The sequence below is a fragment of the Gardnerella sp. KA01000 genome, from assembly GCF_049244035.1.
Lineage (GTDB): Bacteria > Actinomycetota > Actinomycetes > Actinomycetales > Bifidobacteriaceae > Bifidobacterium > Bifidobacterium leopoldii.
Window position 1 is genome coordinate 68,185 of record NZ_CP058367.1, and the last position, 17,665, is coordinate 85,849.

The following is a 17,665-nucleotide window of genomic DNA, read 5'->3' on the forward strand; positions in this document are numbered from 1 at the left end:
ATTTATGTAAATTTATTCGATTTTGTTTTTTCTTAATCTGTAAATTAATCTGTAAAGTGATTTCACGAATATGCGCGATGAGATAGTATTTGCAATGAATCAAGCCTTGAATTTGGCTCGAGAGTCTGCTTCTGCAGGCGAAGTTCCAGTTGGAGCAGTTGTGCTTGATGGTGGCGGTAATATTATTGGCAAAGGCGCAAATATGCGGGAACAGAGTGCTGATCCTTTGGCTCATGCTGAAGTGCTTGCTATGAAAGATGCTGCTATCTCGCGTAAATCTTGGAATCTATCTGACTGTACTCTGGTAGTAACTCTTGAACCTTGCCCTATGTGTGCTGGGGCTGTGCTGCAAACGCGTCTTAAACGCGTGATTTTCGGGGCGTGGGATGCCAAACTTGGTGCGTGTGGGTCTGCGTGGGATATTTTACGAGATCCTCATGTTGGCTCACGCCCGGAAGTCATTGGTTCAGTATGCGAATCTGAGTGTGCTAGGCTCTTGCGAAACTTTTTTGCGCATCAACGTTAGATAAGTGTTGCATTATTTTTTAATGTTGCATTTAATTCAAGATAGCGCAGTGCATGAAAAGTAATTTTTAGCGTGTTCCCCTTGTGTTCATTCTAACAAAATGTTATAGTTGCGGTAACGTTACCGCATGAGGTAAGTTGAAGAAACCGACAATTGTGGGAACGTTATCTCAATTTGCGGATTCTATTCAGCGCTGATGAAGCTGCTCGTTGAGAATAAGATTACACAGAGGCTCTTATGCATGGTTGCATAGTGCTGTTTTTCTCCGACGAGAGGAGTATATGGAAAAACGTAGTATAAAACATGGAGTACAAGCTAAAATCAAAACATATCGATAACAGTGCAAAATTGTTAACACTGGTTGAGCATAAGAGATGAGCTGGAGGTGTCATGTCGTACATTACGATTCGCGATGTTGCGCAACGTGCTGGTATATCAGTATCAACTGTTTCTCGCGCATTGAATAATACGGGTCGTATATCGGCAAACACTAAGGCGAAAGTTGAGCGTGCAGTTGCGGAACTAGGTTATATACCAGATTCTCGCGCTCAGGCGATGCGGTCATCTCGTACTAAGACAGTGGGGTTACTTGTGCCAGATATACGCAATGCGTATTTTGCTGAGCTTGCGTATACTGTGCAAGACTCGTTGTTTGATGCCGGCTATTGTGCGTTTATTGGAACATCTTCTGAGAGTGCAGCTCGTCAAGATTCATTCATTACAAGTATTCTTTCTCAACGCATTGATGGTGCGATTATTGTGCCTCAAGGTGAGGAAACTGATGCTATGAGAATGTTGATGGAGCAGCATCTTCCACTTATGTTTATGGATCGACATGTGGAACCTCGGACTGGCGATTTAACGCATGTGCCAGTTGTGGATTCGGATCCAGAGCAAGGTATTCGTGACGCATTATTGGATGTTAAACAACATGGTTTTTGCTCAGTTGGCTACGTGTCGGGTCCAATTATCGCTTCACCGTCACTGCAAGAACGTGAACAAGTATTTCGTACAGTGGCTTCGGAGATATTTGGCGAAGAACATGTATTTGTAGAATCTACGGGATTTGAACAATCCTCATGTGCTAGCGTGTTGCATCGCATGATTAGCGTTGGTGTAAAAGCGCTTATTATCGGCTATTCGCCAGATGCGTTGCGAGTGATGGATGTAATGGCTCGTGAAGGATTAGTGATAGGCAGTGATATTTCACTTATCTCGTTTGATGATGTTGAAATATTCCGCTTAGCAACGCCGCGTATTTCTACTATTTCGCAACAAGTTCAGCGCATTGGTCGTACTAGTGCTGCACTTTTTTTGGATATGTTAGAACATAATGTTGATGTTCAATCGCAGCGAGTAGAAACTATGTATATTCCGCGTGAATCGTTAGGAAATGCGTAGCTGTAAGGCTGTTATTCTATAGCTTGACACTATTGTTATTGATTTTTGTACCGTGACTTTGTAAGCGTGTGCAGCAATCGCCTGAGCGTACCGTTGTTGTTACGTTTTTGCATGCACATTGCGGCATAATTCTCATCCAAAGTACAAGCGTAATGTAGCGTAATTTATTGCATTTTCGTGGCAGCAGTGGTGCTGTAGCGAAGAAAGAGGTAGGACATGACGGAACTATCGCTAGTAGGAGTATCGAAAATATTCGGTAATTCTACGGTAGTTGACAATGTGTCTGTAACAGTAAAACCAGGTGAAGTGCATGTTCTCCTTGGTGAAAATGGTGCGGGCAAGTCAACAGTTATTAAGATGATGAGTGGCATTTATCAGCCAGATAAAGGTCATATTGAGATCAATGGTGAAACAGTGCGAATTCCTAATGTGGATACTGCTCGCAAATTGGGCATTGCTGTGATTCACCAAGAGTTAAATTTGGTGCCAGAACTTTCTATTATGGAAAATTTGTTCCTTGGTATGCTTCCTACGAAAGCTGGTTTTGTTAGTCGGGCGACGATGCGTGCTCGTGCGGAATCTGCATTGCAAGTTATCGGTTTAGATGAAGATGTCAATAAGCCAATGGGACAACTTGGTGTAGCTCGTCAACAAATGGTAGAAATAGCCAAAGCACTTATGCAACATGCATCTATCCTTATTCTTGATGAACCAACAGCTGCTCTAACAAAACCAGAATGTGAACAGTTATTTAACATTATGGAAGATTTAAAATCCAAAAATGTTGGAATGGTGTTTATTTCTCATCATTTAGATGAAATTGCGCGTATTGGTGATGTTGTAACTGTACTTCGCGATGGCAAATACGTCGATACTGTTGATGCGCAAGTTCCTGAGAAGGAACTTGTAAAACTCATGGTAGGTCGTGATATTACAAATCAATTCCCTCATGGCAAACGTAGTCAAGGCAAAGAGCTGCTAAAAGTAGAAGGCTTAACGCGAAAAGGTACGTTAGAAAATGTATCCTTCAGCGTTCATGCTGGCGAAGTTGTGGGTCTTGCAGGTTTGGTAGGTGCTGGTCGTACCGAAGTTCTTCGTGCAATATTTGGTGCAGATAGTTATGATTCAGGTTCAATAACTGTTGATGGTAAATCTATTGCGAAAGCGAATATTGCAGGAAGCATCGCAGCTGGTCTTGGTTTAGTCCCAGAAGATCGTCGAGTACAAGGGTTGATTCTTGAAGCATCTGTTGCAGAAAATTTGGGAATTTCTACATTAGTTCCTACAGCACATGTAGGATTTGCGGATTTGAAAGGGCAGCGTACTCGCGAAGAAGAAACTGCAAAAAAATTGCGTATTCGTATGGCAAACATTGATCAACTCGCTGGTTCGCTATCTGGCGGTAATCAACAAAAAATCGTGTTCGGCAAATGGTCTATGGCGAACGTGAAAGTGCTATTGCTGGATGAGCCTACTCGTGGTGTTGATGTTGGTGCTCGTGTAGAAATTTACGAGTTGATTAACAATATCGTAGAAAATGGAGGTGCTGTGCTGATGGCATCCTCAGATTTGCCTGAAGTGCTTGGCATGTCAGATCGCGTATTGGTGATGTCGAACGGCAGAATCAGCGGTGAATTAGCTGCAAGCGAGGCTACGCAGGAAAGTGTGATGGAGCTTGCAGTGACTCACCTTAATACATCTGGTATTTGAGCATACAGGAATGAGTAAAACCTTACTGCTTTCAATATGAAACTGATACATGAGCCATATTGAAATCTTAAAAATTAAAGTTACCAATCAAACGTAAAACTTGCATACAACAATTTATTGCACACAGCAGTGCAGTGAGTTATAGCAAAATTTGTTAAAGGAGTATAAATTATGGCTGCTACGAGTAGTGCAAAATCTGAGCATTTGGGATACGGTGCAGTTGATAAAGGATTTTTGCCTGCAGCGAAAAAGTTTGCGTCACGTAATGGCGCTCTTATCGGCTTGATTATCTTGTGTGCTGCGCTTTCGTGCGCCACGCCAGCATTTTTGACAAGTGTGAATATTCTCAATGTGGGTATTCAAGCTGCGACAGTTGCTATTTTGGCATTCGGTCAAACCTTTGTCATCGTGTCCGCTGGTATTGATTTGTCAGTAGGTGCGGTGGCTGCAATTTCTAGCATGTTGGTTGCGTATACAGGCGTTTCTATGGGGTTGCCGCCAGTGTTAACTGTTGTTGTAGGTATAGTAACCGGTGCGCTTTTTGGTCTTATTTCAGGTGTTGCGAACGCTTTTCTTAAGTTACCATCGTTTATTGCTACATTGGCAATGATGTCTGTTGCGCGTGGACTTACCCTTGTTGTTTCAGACGGTCGTCCTATTTCTACCTCTGGCATGGTGAATTTCTTTGGTGCCAACATATTAGGTATTCCAATGCCAATCGTGATGATGATTATCATGGGTGTTATTGCTGCAGTAATACTGAACTTCACCACTACTGGTCGTTCTATGTATGCTGTTGGTGGAAATATGGAGGCCTCTCGCCTTTCTGGTATCAATATTCATAAAACACAAATTATGGTGTTTATTTTTTCCGGTATTTTCGCTGCCATCGCTGGTTTAGTTATTGCCGGTCGTTTACATTCCGCTCAGCCTCAGGCCGCCACTGGCTATGAAATGGATGCTATTGCTTCTGTTGTTATCGGTGGTGCTTCGCTTTCAGGCGGTAAAGGTAAGATTTCTGGCACTTTCGTAGGAGCAATTTTGCTGGCTGTAATTCGTAATGGCTTGAATATTTTGAATGTTTCCTCCTTCTGGCAGCAAGTAGTTATTGGTTTGGTTATTGCCTTTGCTGTGAGCCTTGACACTTTGCGCCGCAAGGAAGATACGCACTGACAGCAAATTAATACTTTTTATAAACTTGATCTTCTCGTAGGAAGGAGGTGAATCTTGCAAATGTTGATTCGTAAGTGGCGAGTAATCAATATTTTCAGCAAGAATTGAAACGATTTGGAATATTATAACTGAACTTTATAACTCAAAACTACGTAACAATAAGGTAAAGAGATGGTGAAACATCAGCCTTATGTCACTGCAACATTGTGGATTTATCGAACTAAAAACTTGCGGTAGCACAGGGCAATAATCAAAGGAGATATGATGAATTATCCAATTATGCGTCGAGGCGTAAAGATTGCTTGCGCGGTTGCAGCAGCATCTGCACTTATTGTCAGCATGAGTGCATGTGGTAGTACTAATGGTGGCGATAAAGTCGCATTGCTAGTTTCTACTTTGAATAATCCGTTCTTTGTGGATTTACGTGATGGTGCCCAAGCTGAAGCAAAGAAACTTGGTGTTGATTTGCAAGTTTCCGACGCTCAGAATGATTCTGCAAAGCAGCAGGATCAAGCGCAGAATGCTCAATCACAAGGTGCAAAAGCTGTTATTATTAACCCTGTAGATTCTGATGCTGCTGGTCCTGCAGTTGCCCCGTTGCTAAGCGCGAACTTGCCTGTGATTTCTGTTGACCGTTCTGTAACTGGTGAAAAAGTTACTTCGCATATTGCTTCCGATAACGTTGCTGGTGGTGCTCAGGCTGCTGACACGCTAGCTAATAGTATGGGCGAAAAGGGTGAAGTTTTGGTTTTGCAAGGTATTCCTGGAGCGGCTTCTACTCGCGACCGTGGCAAAGGATTCAAAGATCGTATTAAAAAATATTCAAATATTAAAGTTGTAGCAGAACAAACTGCTAACTTTGACCGTGCTGAAGCATTAAATGTGGCTACTAATTTGTTGCAATCGCATCCGAATGCAACCGGCATTTACGCCGAAAACGACGAGATGGCATTAGGTGCCATTCAAGCATTAGGAGCTAAAGCTGGTAAAGAAATTAAAGTAGTAGGTTTCGATGGCACTGCTGACGGTATGAAAGCTATTAAAGCCGGCACAATGGCTGGAACAATTGCTCAGCAGCCAAAGGAACTTGGTCGTTCTGCCGTTGCTGCTGCTGTAAAAGCTATTAAAGGGCAAAGTGTTCCAAAGACTGAGCCAATTACTGTGAAAACAGTGACAGTAAAGAATGTGGGTGATTTTGAGTAATACATATTTGCATAAAACTATGTAATTCTGTGTATAAACATTAAAGTTTATGTTGAGTAGTTTTATGGATTAATATAGCTAATGCAAAATTTATATGGCGCTGAGAGCATTCATGATGCTTTCGTGAAAATAATTGTAACAGTAAAATTTATTAATACCGTATGATTTAGCGTTCTCAACGCCATTGTTTTCTTAATAAGATTTTTATCATATATGTTCGTGGTGGCGCATTTATTATAAAGGTGATGATCATTGTTGATGTCACTTTCATGAGCCACGATATGGGGTGAATTATGTTAACTCATGGTATTTTGAACGCACAATTAGCAGCTGCTATTGCAAAATTGAGGCATAAGGATCAATTTGTTGTTTCTGACTGTGGCTTGCCTGTCCCAGCGGGCGTAGAAGTTATTGATTTAGCCTTGGTTTTTGGAATACCGCGATTTCCTGATGTGCTTGCATCAATAAAGGACGATCTTGTTCTTGAGTCTGGTATTATGGCGGAAGAAGCTTGTGATGATGTTCCAGAAACATGGGTCAAGGATTTGCTTGGTGTGCCATTGACTTATGTGCCTCATGATGGCGAACAAGGATTTAAGGCTCTTGTTTCGCAAGCTAAATTCGTGATTCGAACGGGTGAGACTACTCCGTATTCTAACGTGTTGCTGCGTTGTGGTGTTCCATTCTAAGCTTTGTTTTGCGCAATATTTAGGGAGAATTATGTGTAGTTATCATATGCTTGACTCGTTGGAGAGTTTAGAAAAGATTAAAGTCATTCAGCCTGTTAACGTGGCTTTGCAACATGAGACATTGCCTGCATTACGAAATATGAAGATGCCTACTGTAGCGATAGTTGGTTCTATGAATGCGGATTATACTATTGTTGCTAATCGTCTTCCTATGCCTGGTGAGACCATTAAAGGTGACGAAATACGAATACTGCCTGGAGGTAAGTCAGGTAATCAGGCAGTATCTGCTGCAAAGCTTGGTGCGCACGTATGTATGTTCGGTGCTGTAGGTAATGATGCTAATGCTGATTTTCTTACTGGTGCTTTGCGAGAATCTGGTGTTGATACGACGTATGTACGTCATGTACCCAATTGCAACAGTGGCGCAACAGTGATTACAGTGGATGCGCAAAGTGGCGAAAATACTATTGTTTATGCGCCTGGATCTAACTCGCAAGTTGATATTGATTATATTCAGTCGTCATCTGTGCAAGCTGCTATTACTAATGCAAAAGTATTAGGGCTTTGCTTGGAAAGTCCATTAGAATCGGTTACGATGTGCGCTCGCTTAGCACATGAGCATGGCGTAAAAGTTTTGCTTAATAATTCGCCTTTTTTGGATACATTACCGCGAGATCTTATACGATCTGCAGATATCTTACTGGTCAATGAGCATGAAATGGCACAGCTATTGCATATTTCAGAACCAGATAGTGGTGATTGGGATTCATTTGATTGGAAGCATACGCTTCATGCAATGCATGAGTTTGGCTTTAATGAGGCAATAGTAACACTTGGCTCACGTGGGTCTATGGTTTTGGATTATGCTGATAATTCGGTGCATCGAATTATGGCTCAGCATGTCAATGCCGTTGATACTACGGGTTGTGGCGATGCTTTTATGGGTACTGTGCTTGCGTGTTTGTCTGTGGATATGCGGTTGGTTGATGCGGCGTCACTCGCTTCTTATGTAGCTGCATATGCTGCTACTGGATTTGGTGCACAAGCTTCTTACGGTACAGTTGCTCAAATTCGTCAATTTTTTCACTTGTAAGTAGGTGATGCATGCATAAATTGTAAGTATATTCAGTTGACGTTCGCGCCTTGCCGATGTACAGAATTTTGACATTCTTCTAAAACTGTGTAATATGCTATAAAAACCAAAAAGCAGTTGGCTGATTTTAGTCACTACAATCAGCCTTACTGCTTTTTACTATATTTACAGTCGCTTTGACGAATTTCCATGTATGCACGAATTTCGCCTAAGCACATTTTTATCTAAAAGGAGGTGTCACTATGAGTGGCATGAAATATGCAATGATCGGTTCGGGAGCTATGGGATATCGCTATGGCGTTTTGTTGCAGGAAACGGCTGGCATTCATGTTGATTTCATTGATGCCTGGGATGAAAATGTGAATAAAGTTCGCGAGCAAGGCGGCGTAATGGTGAGCCGCGACCATGAAAACCGTCATTTGGTGCCGATTAATATGTATACGCCTGAAGATTATGACGGCGATCCAGACGTGTGGATCGTGTTTATGAAGCAAATGCAGCTTGCGGAAATGTTGGAGCGTTGTAAGCATTTGTTTAAAGAGCATCAGGTTGTGTTTGCTGCTATGAATGGCTGGGGTCATTTCGAAAAGTTGCAGCAATATTTCCCGGATGATCATATTTACGGCGGAACTGCCATGATTGCAACCGTTTTGAACGGTCCGGGCGACGTTGATTTTATTGGTAAAGTTGGCGTTGGAACAATGAATATGTGTGCGTTGAACGAGCAGGTGAGCGATGTTGAGCTTGCTATGCGAGACGACTTTAAAGCTGCAGGCTTGAATCCTACTATTACGGAAGATTTCAAGGGTACGTGCATGGCGAAGGTAGTTTTCAATTCCGTAGTTAACACTTTGTGCACAATGTATCAGATTCAAATGGGCCAGTTTATTTCGTACCCTGGGGCTATGGATATGGCTCGACAGCTTATTAACGAAGCGTACGACGTGTGCGATCGTGCAGGAATTCGTATGGTTAATACGCGTCAGCAGGAGTTGGAGGCTATCGATTACGTAAGTCGTGTTGCAAATCCTTTGCACTATCCTTCTATGTACCAAGATATGAGTCGCGGACGAAAGACTGAAGTCGATTACATTAATGGTTACATAGCAAAGCTCGGTCGCGAAAATGATTACGTTTGCCGTACTCACGAATTCTTAACGCACGGAGTTCATTTGGCAGAACTCGCGTTCAAGCTTCATAATCAGCAATAATTTAGAGAGTATCCCTATAGCTCTTGCAATGAATGAGAAGGAGGAGCGGCTCGCAATTTTTACTGCGGGCCGCTTTTTATGATCCGCGCGTAACATCTAATATGCTGATAAAATTTAGAGTCTAAAATCATAAATATTATTAAGTAAATAGAATTATTTGTAATAAATAAAACTGCAATAAAAATACTTATCAATGTAAATTAATGGGGATTAAATGACTACTTTTGACAGAGCAAACTTGCCAGAATCCGTGCGCACGAACGGCGCTACTCCAAACCCTTGGTGGGCGAATGCAGTAGTGTATCAGATTTATCCGCGAAGCTTCCAAGACACGAACGGTGACGGCATTGGTGATTTGAAGGGAATCACTTCGCGCCTTGACTATTTGGCTGATTTAGGTGTTGACGTGCTTTGGCTCAGCCCTGTTTACAAGTCTCCGCAAGACGATAACGGTTACGATATTTCTGACTATCAAGATATTGATCCGCTTTTTGGCACTTTGGAAGATATGGACGAACTTTTGGCTGGCGCGCACAAGCGTGGGCTTAAAGTTGTGATGGATTTAGTAGTAAATCACACTTCTGACGAGCATGCTTGGTTCCAGGCTTCAAGAGATGCTTCTAGTGATTACGCTGATTGGTATTGGTGGAGGCCTGCGCGTGAAGGTTGTGTGCCTGGTGAGCCGGGTGCGGAGCCGAATAAGTGGGGTTCGTATTTCGGCGGTTCCGCGTGGACTTACGATCCGAAGCGCGGAGAATACTTCCTTCACCAGTATTCTCCAAAGCAGCCAGATTTGAATTGGGAAAATCCTGCGGTTCGCGCTGCCGTGTACAAGATGATGAGTTGGTGGATGGATCGCGGAATTGACGGCTTCCGCATGGATGTGATTACGCAAATTTCCAAGCATGTTGATTCTGAAGGTCGTTTGCCTGGGGAAGTTGGCTGCCAGATTGAAGATTTTCCAGCTGGTGCTGACGGCTATTCTTCGCCGTTCCCGTTCTGCTCGGATGGTCCTCGTTTAGACGAATTCTTACGTGAGATGCGTGCAGAAGTTTTCGAAGGGCGCGAAGGTTTCTTAACTGTTGGTGAAGCTCCGGGAATTTCTCCGCACCGTAATACTTATATTACTGATCCTACTCACAGTGAACTCGACATGTTATTCCTGTTCAATCACGTGGATATCGATTGCGAAAACGGAACTAAGTGGAATCCTGTGCCGCTAAAGCTTACGGAATTAAAGCGCGTGATGGCAGAGCAACAGCAAGCGGTAGCGGATGCTGGCTGGGCGAGCTTGTTCTTTAATAATCACGATCAGCCGCGTGCGCTTTCTCGCTGGGGTAGTGAGGCTAGCGACGAGATGCGAGTTCGTTCCGCTAAGGCGATTGCAATGCTTCTTCACATGCATCGCGGCACACCTTACGTGTACCAAGGTGAGGAAATAGGCATGACTAACGCGCACTTTACGCGTCTCGAGCAGTATCGCGATTTGGAAGCGTTGAATATGTTTAAGCAGCGCGTAGAAGAAGCGCATATTCAGCCGGCTGAGTCGATGATGGATGCGCTCGCAAAGCGCGGGCGCGACAATTCTCGAACTCCGATGCAGTGGAATGCTTCTAAATACGCGGGATTCATGCCTTTTAATGTTACGTCGCAAAATAACGCAGAGCCGTGGATTAGTGTGAATCCTAACTACGTAGACATTAATGCAGCTGAGCAGATGGAAGATTCAGATTCCGTTTACGCTTTCTATAAGTATTTAATTGCTTTGCGCCATTCGGAGCCGATTGTTTCTGCTGGCTCTTGGAATTTGGTCGATGCGGATGACGAGTGCGTGTACGCTTTCGTGCGCGAGCTTAAATCTGATTGCGAAAAGCAGGATGACTCTGCAGAGACTGCTGCGGAATCTGCTGCAAATTCTGCGAAATCTAATGCGGAATCTACAGAACGCATGCTCGTAATGATTAATATGACTGATTCAACCGTGCCTATACCTACGCAGAGCGCGCAATTATTGCAAAATCGCGCCTCTAACGCTTTTGTGGGGCGTGACGTAATGGTTACAACTTACGACGTGAATCACGCGCTTACATCGCTTAAAAACGGTACGCTTGCGCCTTGGGAAGGTATAGCTGTTACTTTGCAATAGTTTTAATAGCGTTACTTTGCAATAGTCACTTTGCAATAGTTTCGTCTACTAATTTTGGCAGAGCTTTCGCAATATCTTCGCGAATAATACGCTCTGCCAAATAGTCGTATTGTGTAGAGCCCAGGTTCATTATCGTAATAGGCACTCCTGCACGCGCGGCTAGCGGTACGAGAGAAGCAGCTGGAAATACTTCTAGCGTGGAACCAATAACCCACAGCTCGTCCGCTTTAACTATTGCTTGCGCGCTTCGTTCCATTGCTCCTTCAGGAAGTGCCTCGCCAAAATATACAACGTCTGTTTTGATTAAACCGTTGCAAGGCATATTGCTGCGGTACGGCAGAGCGCGTCTGCAATGCGGATCTGGATGCTCGTCTAAGTCGCGCATAATATCGGCAGTTTTATAGCTCGCGTGGCAGCTCATGCAGTGTGAGGTTCCAATGCTTCCGTGCAAATTCACTATAATATCTGGGCTATTGCCAGCTTTTTCGTGAAGTGCGTCAAAGTTTTGGGTGGCTATTAAATCTAGCATTCCAGCTTTCTCAAGTTTTACAAGTGCCTTGTGTGCTGTTCCTGGCTGAGCGTTCCAAACAGGTGACTCTTTTTGCCAGCGCCAAGAGTAAATGCGTTCTTCTTCGCTGCTTAAAAACGCGTCTATATCGTAAACACTCATTTGCTCTGGGTGCTTAGTCCATACGCCATCTGGTCCGCGAAAATCAGGAATGCCAGCACTTGTGGAGATTCCTGCTCCGGTTAGTACAACAATATGGCGTTTGCTGTTCGATTGCTTGTTGCCCATTCTTCTGATCCTTCTTTTTATTAATGTCTGTTAATATCCTATTCTTTTTCTTCTTTTCTTTATATGCTTTATGCTTTTTGTGTTTTTATGTGCTTTGTATTCTTTATAAAAGTTTATTTAATAAGTATCTATTTATATAGGTATTTCTTATTTCGTATGTATTCCATATATCGCACTCATATATTTTTGTGTTATCTAATCGTATATCTCATCTTTTTCTGCTTTTATTGTGTATTTTTCGCGTTGATTCCGTATTAATTGCGTATTTGTTGTTGTTTTTCTTAATGTGTGGGTGCGCGACACTCCCGATTTTGAGGTTTTTGGGGCTATTTTTGATTATTGTTCCTGGCTTTGTGTAGGTTTTTGGTGTTTTTTGCGTGGTTTTCGACACGCCGGTGTTTTGGCTTGTTTTCAATGGTTTTGGGGTGTTTATTTTTGGTGGGTTTGCGTTTTAGCGTGGGTTGGTGTAAGTTTATCTCTTGCTGCTCAGCGCGGCTGGTTCTCCTCGGTTGAGGTTGATGGGCCGGCTGGTGTGGTGGTGGTTTGAGAACTCAAGAGCGTGTCTGTACTACTTATTAGTTAATTATTGCCAGTTCATTGCCTGCCTTGCAGATTGCAGGGTGCCTGAGAGATGGTTAAATGGTGGTGAGGTTTTTTGTTGGGATGTTCTTTCCTTAAAGAATGTCTCGTCTTTTTCTTTTTAATATTGGAGCCTTTTGTTGGCTCTTCATTGAAGTTTTTCGTGGAGGGTTCGATTCTGGCTCAGGATGAACGCTGGCGGCGTGCTTAACACATGCAAGTCGAACGGGATCTAGTCAGCTTGCTGACTGGTGAGAGTGGCGAACGGGTGAGTAATGCGTGACCAACCTGCCCCATGCTCCAGAATAGCTCTTGGAAACGGGTGGTAATGCTGGATGCTCCAACTTGACGCATGTCTTGTTGGGAAAGTGTTTAGTGGCATGGGATGGGGTCGCGTCCTATCAGCTTGTAGGCGGGGTAATGGCCCACCTAGGCTTCGACGGGTAGCCGGCCTGAGAGGGCGGACGGCCACATTGGGACTGAGATACGGCCCAGACTCCTACGGGAGGCAGCAGTGGGGAATATTGCGCAATGGGGGAAACCCTGACGCAGCGACGCCGCGTGCGGGATGAAGGCCTTCGGGTTGTAAACCGCTTTTGATTGGGAGCAAGCCTTCGGGTGAGTGTACCTTTCGAATAAGCGCCGGCTAACTACGTGCCAGCAGCCGCGGTAATACGTAGGGCGCAAGCGTTATCCGGAATTATTGGGCGTAAAGAGCTTGTAGGCGGTTCGTCGCGTCTGGTGTGAAAGCCCATCGCTTAACGGTGGGTCTGCGCCGGGTACGGGCGGGCTAGAGTGCAGTAGGGGAGACTGGAATTCCCGGTGTAACGGTGGAATGTGTAGATATCGGGAAGAACACCAATGGCGAAGGCAGGTCTCTGGGCTGTTACTGACGCTGAGAAGCGAAAGCGTGGGGAGCGAACAGGATTAGATACCCTGGTAGTCCACGCCGTAAACGGTGGACGCTGGATGTGGGGCCCATTCCACGGGTTCCGTGTCGGAGCTAACGCGTTAAGCGTCCCGCCTGGGGAGTACGGCCGCAAGGCTAAAACTCAAAGAAATTGACGGGGGCCCGCACAAGCGGCGGAGCATGCGGATTAATTCGATGCAACGCGAAGAACCTTACCTGGGCTTGACATGTGCCTGTCGACTGCAGAGATGTGGTTTCCCTTCGGGGCAGGTTCACAGGTGGTGCATGGTCGTCGTCAGCTCGTGTCGTGAGATGTTGGGTTAAGTCCCGCAACGAGCGCAACCCTCGCCCTGTGTTGCCAGCGGGTTATGCCGGGAACTCACGGGGGACCGCCGGGGTTAACTCGGAGGAAGGTGGGGATGACGTCAGATCATCATGCCCCTTACGTCCAGGGCTTCACGCATGCTACAATGGCCGGTACAACGGGATGCGACATGGTGACATGGAGCGGATCCCTTAAAACCGGTCTCAGTTCGGATCGTAGTCTGCAACTCGACTACGTGAAGGCGGAGTCGCTAGTAATCGCGAATCAGCAACGTCGCGGTGAATGCGTTCCCGGGCCTTGTACACACCGCCCGTCAAGTCATGAAAGTGGGCAGCACCCGAAGCCGGTGGCCTAACCCTTTTGGGATGGAGCCGTCTAAGGTGAGGCTCGTGATTGGGACTAAGTCGTAACAAGGTAGCCGTACCGGAAGGTGCGGCTGGATCACCTCCTTTCTACGGAGTTTTTGTGCACGCTCGGTTGAGTGTGGTTACTGGTGTGGAAAACAGTGGTTAACGTTTTATATGAGTTTGTTGGGCATGCTTTTGGGTTCCCGGATTGCCACCCCCCTTGTTTTGGGGTTGCGGTCCTTGACTCACAGGATTTCAGGTTGATGCTTTTTGAGTGTTGATGCTGGTTTTGTGGTGTTGTGGTGGTTTGAGAACTGGATAGTGGACGCGAGTAAAATGCGAGACTTTTTTGGTTTCGATTTTTTTGCTTTTATCAATTTCAACCGGCTCCTTTTGTTGGAGTCGCTTGATCGTTTTGTGATCGTTTAGTGTGATGATTTTTTGTCTAGAGAATTTTGCTGATGGGTTCTTACTTTAGTGTTTGTCACTGGTAAGGGCGTATGGTGGATGCCTTGGTAGACAGGACCGATGAAGGACGTGACGGGCTGCGATATGCCTCGGGGAGCTGCCGAGTGGGCTTTGATCCGAGGATTTCCGAATGGGGAGACCCGGCCACTGTTATGAGTGGTCACCACAGTTTTTGTGGGGGGTACGCAGGGAAGTGAAACATCTCAGTACCTGCAGGAAAGGATACTCCGTGAGTAGTGGCGAGCGAAAGCGGATCAGGCTAAACCGGGTGCGTGTGATAGCCGTCAGGTGTTGCGCATTCGGGGTCGTGGGATGGACTGTTCAGCCTCTGACGGGGTTGAGGAGAGTGATAAAATGTCGTGCTAGGTGAATGGGATTGAATTCCCAGCCGTAGAGGGTGATGGCCCCGTAGCTTGTCGTGCGATGTCTCTTTATGTTTATTCCCAAGTAGCGCGGGACTCGTGGAATCCCGCGTGAATCTGCCCAGACCGTTGGGTAAGCCTAAGTATTCCTGTCTGACCGATAGTGTACTAGTACCGTGAGGGAAAGGTGAAAAGCACCCCGGGAGGGGAGTGAAATAGTTCCTGAAACCGTGCGCTTACAATCCGTCGGAGCCTTCTTTGTGGGGTGACGGCGTGCCTATCGAAAAATGAGTCTGCGAGTCAGTGGTATGTGGCGAGGCTAACCCGGGTGGGGGAGCCGTAGCGAAAGCGAGTTTTAAAAGGCGTTTGAGTCGCATGTCCTGGACCCGAAGCGGGATGATCTAGCCCTGAGCAGGTTGAAGCGCGGGTAAGACCGTGTGGAGGACCGAACCCACCTAGGTTGAAAACTGGGGGGATGACTTGGGGTTAGGGGTGAAAGGCCAATCAAATTCCGTGATAGCTGGTTCTCTCCGAAATGCATTTAGGTGCAGCGTCGTGTTATTGCTTACAGGGGGTAGAGCTACTGGATGCTTGCGGGCCCATACCGGGTACCAATAGCAGCCAAACTCCGAATACCTGTTAGGTTTATCACGGCAGTGAGTCGGCGGGGGATAAGCTCCGTCGTCAAAAGGGAAACAGCCCTGATCGTCGTCTAAGGTCCCGAAGCGCGTGCTAAGTGGGAAAGGATGTGGAGTCGCATAGACAGCCAGGAGGTTGGCTCAGAAGCAGCCATCCTTGAAAGAGTGCGTAACAGCTCACTGGTCTAGTGGTTCCGCGCCGACAATGTAGCGGGGCTTAAGCACGCCACCGAAGACGCGGCTGCATGAATTTTGTTCATGCGGGGTAGGAGAGCGTCCTGTATGGGGTGAAGCGGCAGTGTGAACTTGTCGTGGACTTTACAGGAGTGAGAATGCAGACATGAGTAGCGAGAGACGGGTGTGAATCCCGTCCGCTGAATGACTAAGGGTTCCGGGGCCACGTTCGTCGTCCCCGGGTGAGTCGAGTCCTAAGGCGAGGCCGACAGGCGTAGTCGAATGGATGAACGGGTTGATATTCCCGTACCGGTGTTACACCGTTCGAACTGAATCTGAGAGTACTAACCTTCATTTTCTTGTTGATTGCCTTTCGGGGTTGTTGATAGGTTTGTGTTGGGACTGTATCGGTAGTAGGTTAGCGTGGGAGTGACGCGGGTAGGTAGCCGGCTGCGGAGGTGGTTTTCCGTGGCTAAGCGTGTGGGCTGTCTCCTAGGTAAATCCGGGGGATGTTAAGCTGAGGCGTGATGGGTAGGCTGTAAGGCTGATTCCGGTGATCCTGCTTGCCAAGAAAAGCTTCAACGTGAGGTGTGATTCCGCTCGTACCCTAAACCGACACTGGTGGTCTGGTAGAGTATACCGAAGCGATCGGGCGAATCCTGGCCAAGGAACTCGGCAAATTACTCCCGTGCCTTCGGCATAAGGGAGACCCCTGATGGTGATATGGTTTTACATTGTTGAGCTGTTGGGGGTGGCACAAGCTAGGGGGTAGCGACTGTTTACCAAAAACACAGGAGCGTGCGAAGGCGTAAGCCGCTGTATACGCTCTGACGCCTGCCCGGTGCCGGAAGGTTAAGAGGATCCGTTAGCTTCGGTGAAGCGGTGAATTTAAGCCCCGGTAAACGGCGGTGGTAACTATAACCATCCTAAGGTAGCGAAATTCCTTGTCGGGTAAGTTCCGACCTGCACGAATGGCGTAACGACTTCCCCACTGTCTCGGCCAGGAGCCCGGCGAAATTGCAGTACGAGTAAAGATGCTCGTTAAGCGCAGAAGGACGAAAAGACCCCGGGACCTTTACTATACCTTGGTATTGTCGTTAGGTGTGGATCGTGTAGCATAGGCGGGAGGCTGTGAAGCGTGGGCGCTAGCTTGCGTGGAGTCGACAGGTGAAATACCGCTCTTTCCATATCTGGCGTCTAACCTCGACGCGTTATCCGTGTCAGGGACAGTGCCTGGCGGGTAGTTTAACTGGGGCGGTTGCCTCCTAAAGAGTAACGGAGGCGCTCAATGGTCCGCTCAGCCCGGTTGGCAATCGGGTGTTGAGTGTAATCGCACAAGCGGGCTTGACTGTGAGACTGACGGGTCGAGCAGGGACGAAAGTCGGAGATAGTGATCCGGTGCCGGCGTACGGACGTGGCATCGCTCAACGGATAAAAGGTACCCCGGGGATAACAGGCTGATCATTCCCAAGAGTCCATATCGACGGGATGGTTTGGCACCTCGATGTCGGCTCGTCGCATCCTGGGGCTGGAGCAGGTCCCAAGGGTTCGGCTGTTCGCCGATTAAAGCGGCACGCGAGCTGGGTTCAGAACGTCGTGAGACAGTTTGGTCTCTATCCTCTGCGCTCGTTGGAATGTTGAGGAGACCTGCCCATAGTACGAGAGGACCTGGGTGGACGAACCTCTGGTATGCCGGTCGTCACGCCAGTGGCGCTGCCGGTTAGCTACGTTCGGAAGGGATAACCGCTGAAAGCATCTAAGCGGGAAGCCTGCTCCAAGATAAGCATTCCTTGCACTTTAGTGTGTGAGCCCCCATGTAGAACACGTGGTTGATAGGCTAGATGTGGAAGCCCTGTAAGGGGTGGAGCTGACTAGTACTAACGGGCGATGGTGACATTCTTCCTCACTTTTACT

The 17,665-nt window shown here is 46.4% G+C and carries 11 protein-coding genes and 2 rRNA genes; 12 read left to right on the forward strand and 1 reads right to left on the reverse strand.

Annotated elements, in window-relative coordinates:
• Window positions 1–70: 70 nt before the first annotated feature.
• The 9 genes from HXT58_RS00270 to HXT58_RS00310 all read left to right on the forward strand — a co-directional run bounded on the left by HXT58_RS00270 (window position 71) and on the right by HXT58_RS00310 (window position 11,152).
• The gene (locus HXT58_RS00270) at window positions 71–526 is read left to right on the forward strand and encodes a nucleoside deaminase (protein WP_254596776.1); all 456 of its coding nucleotides are present in this window, start codon (window positions 71–73) and stop codon (window positions 524–526) included.
• Between the two features lie 390 nt (window positions 527–916).
• A complete protein-coding gene (locus HXT58_RS00275) occupies window positions 917–1,927 on the forward strand; it encodes a LacI family DNA-binding transcriptional regulator (RefSeq protein ID WP_004106183.1) in 1,011 nt (336 codons plus the stop codon).
• Window positions 1,928–2,143: 216 nt separating this feature from the next.
• Entirely contained in the window at window positions 2,144–3,637 is a 1,494-nt protein-coding gene (locus tag HXT58_RS00280; RefSeq protein ID WP_415706064.1) for a sugar ABC transporter ATP-binding protein, read from the forward strand.
• Between the two features lie 171 nt (window positions 3,638–3,808).
• Window positions 3,809–4,810, forward strand: a complete 1,002-nt coding sequence (locus HXT58_RS00285; RefSeq protein WP_004106187.1) for an ABC transporter permease — start codon at window positions 3,809–3,811, stop codon at window positions 4,808–4,810.
• A gap of 264 nt (window positions 4,811–5,074) precedes the next feature.
• A complete protein-coding gene (locus tag HXT58_RS00290) occupies window positions 5,075–6,013 on the forward strand; it encodes a D-ribose ABC transporter substrate-binding protein (RefSeq protein WP_004119817.1) in 939 nt (312 codons plus the stop codon).
• A gap of 293 nt (window positions 6,014–6,306) precedes the next feature.
• Window positions 6,307–6,702: a D-ribose pyranase gene (rbsD, locus tag HXT58_RS00295; protein WP_101885802.1), complete on the forward strand. Its 396-nt coding sequence runs from the start codon at window positions 6,307–6,309 to the stop codon at window positions 6,700–6,702.
• 46 nt (window positions 6,703–6,748) lie between these two features.
• Window positions 6,749–7,795, forward strand: a complete 1,047-nt coding sequence (locus HXT58_RS00300; protein ID WP_004106193.1) for a ribokinase — start codon at window positions 6,749–6,751, stop codon at window positions 7,793–7,795.
• Between the two features lie 242 nt (window positions 7,796–8,037).
• Window positions 8,038–9,006, forward strand: coding sequence for a ketopantoate reductase family protein (locus tag HXT58_RS00305; protein ID WP_004119821.1), 969 nt, complete (start codon window positions 8,038–8,040; stop codon window positions 9,004–9,006).
• 214 nt (window positions 9,007–9,220) lie between these two features.
• The gene (locus HXT58_RS00310) at window positions 9,221–11,152 is read left to right on the forward strand and encodes an alpha-glucosidase (protein ID WP_415706066.1); all 1,932 of its coding nucleotides are present in this window, start codon (window positions 9,221–9,223) and stop codon (window positions 11,150–11,152) included.
• 25 nt (window positions 11,153–11,177) lie between these two features.
• On the opposite strand, the gene HXT58_RS00315 is transcribed toward HXT58_RS00310, so the two are convergent.
• Window positions 11,178–11,948, reverse strand: coding sequence for an SIR2 family NAD-dependent protein deacylase (locus HXT58_RS00315; protein WP_101885799.1), 771 nt, complete (start codon window positions 11,946–11,948; stop codon window positions 11,178–11,180).
• A gap of 400 nt (window positions 11,949–12,348) precedes the next feature.
• Here HXT58_RS00315 and HXT58_RS00320 point away from each other — a divergent pair, with 400 nt between their 5' ends.
• The 3 genes from HXT58_RS00320 to HXT58_RS00330 all read left to right on the forward strand — a co-directional run bounded on the left by HXT58_RS00320 (window position 12,349) and on the right by HXT58_RS00330 (window position 17,651).
• Complete coding sequence (locus HXT58_RS00320) at window positions 12,349–12,495, forward strand: hypothetical protein (protein ID WP_415706068.1); 147 nt, start codon at window positions 12,349–12,351, stop codon at window positions 12,493–12,495.
• Between the two features lie 192 nt (window positions 12,496–12,687).
• Window positions 12,688–14,214, forward strand: a 16S ribosomal RNA gene (locus HXT58_RS00325).
• Window positions 14,215–14,589: 375 nt separating this feature from the next.
• A 23S ribosomal RNA gene (locus HXT58_RS00330) occupies window positions 14,590–17,651 on the forward strand.
• The 16S and 23S rRNA genes sit together here, the layout of an rRNA operon.
• Window positions 17,652–17,665 lie beyond the last annotated feature (14 nt).

Coding starts and splice junctions, on each gene's coding strand:
- HXT58_RS00305 (WP_004119821.1), top strand. CDS start 8,038: ATGAGTGGCATGAAATATGCAATGATCGGTTCGGGAGCTATGGGATAT.
- HXT58_RS00315 (WP_101885799.1), bottom strand. CDS start 11,948: ATGGGCAACAAGCAATCGAACAGCAAACGCCATATTGTTGTACTAACC.
- HXT58_RS00270 (WP_254596776.1), top strand. CDS start 71: ATGCGCGATGAGATAGTATTTGCAATGAATCAAGCCTTGAATTTGGCT.
- rbsD (WP_101885802.1), top strand. CDS start 6,307: ATGTTAACTCATGGTATTTTGAACGCACAATTAGCAGCTGCTATTGCA.
- HXT58_RS00285 (WP_004106187.1), top strand. CDS start 3,809: ATGGCTGCTACGAGTAGTGCAAAATCTGAGCATTTGGGATACGGTGCA.
- HXT58_RS00300 (WP_004106193.1), top strand. CDS start 6,749: ATGCTTGACTCGTTGGAGAGTTTAGAAAAGATTAAAGTCATTCAGCCT.
- HXT58_RS00280 (WP_415706064.1), top strand. CDS start 2,144: ATGACGGAACTATCGCTAGTAGGAGTATCGAAAATATTCGGTAATTCT.
- HXT58_RS00275 (WP_004106183.1), top strand. CDS start 917: ATGTCGTACATTACGATTCGCGATGTTGCGCAACGTGCTGGTATATCA.
- HXT58_RS00310 (WP_415706066.1), top strand. CDS start 9,221: ATGACTACTTTTGACAGAGCAAACTTGCCAGAATCCGTGCGCACGAAC.
- HXT58_RS00290 (WP_004119817.1), top strand. CDS start 5,075: ATGAATTATCCAATTATGCGTCGAGGCGTAAAGATTGCTTGCGCGGTT.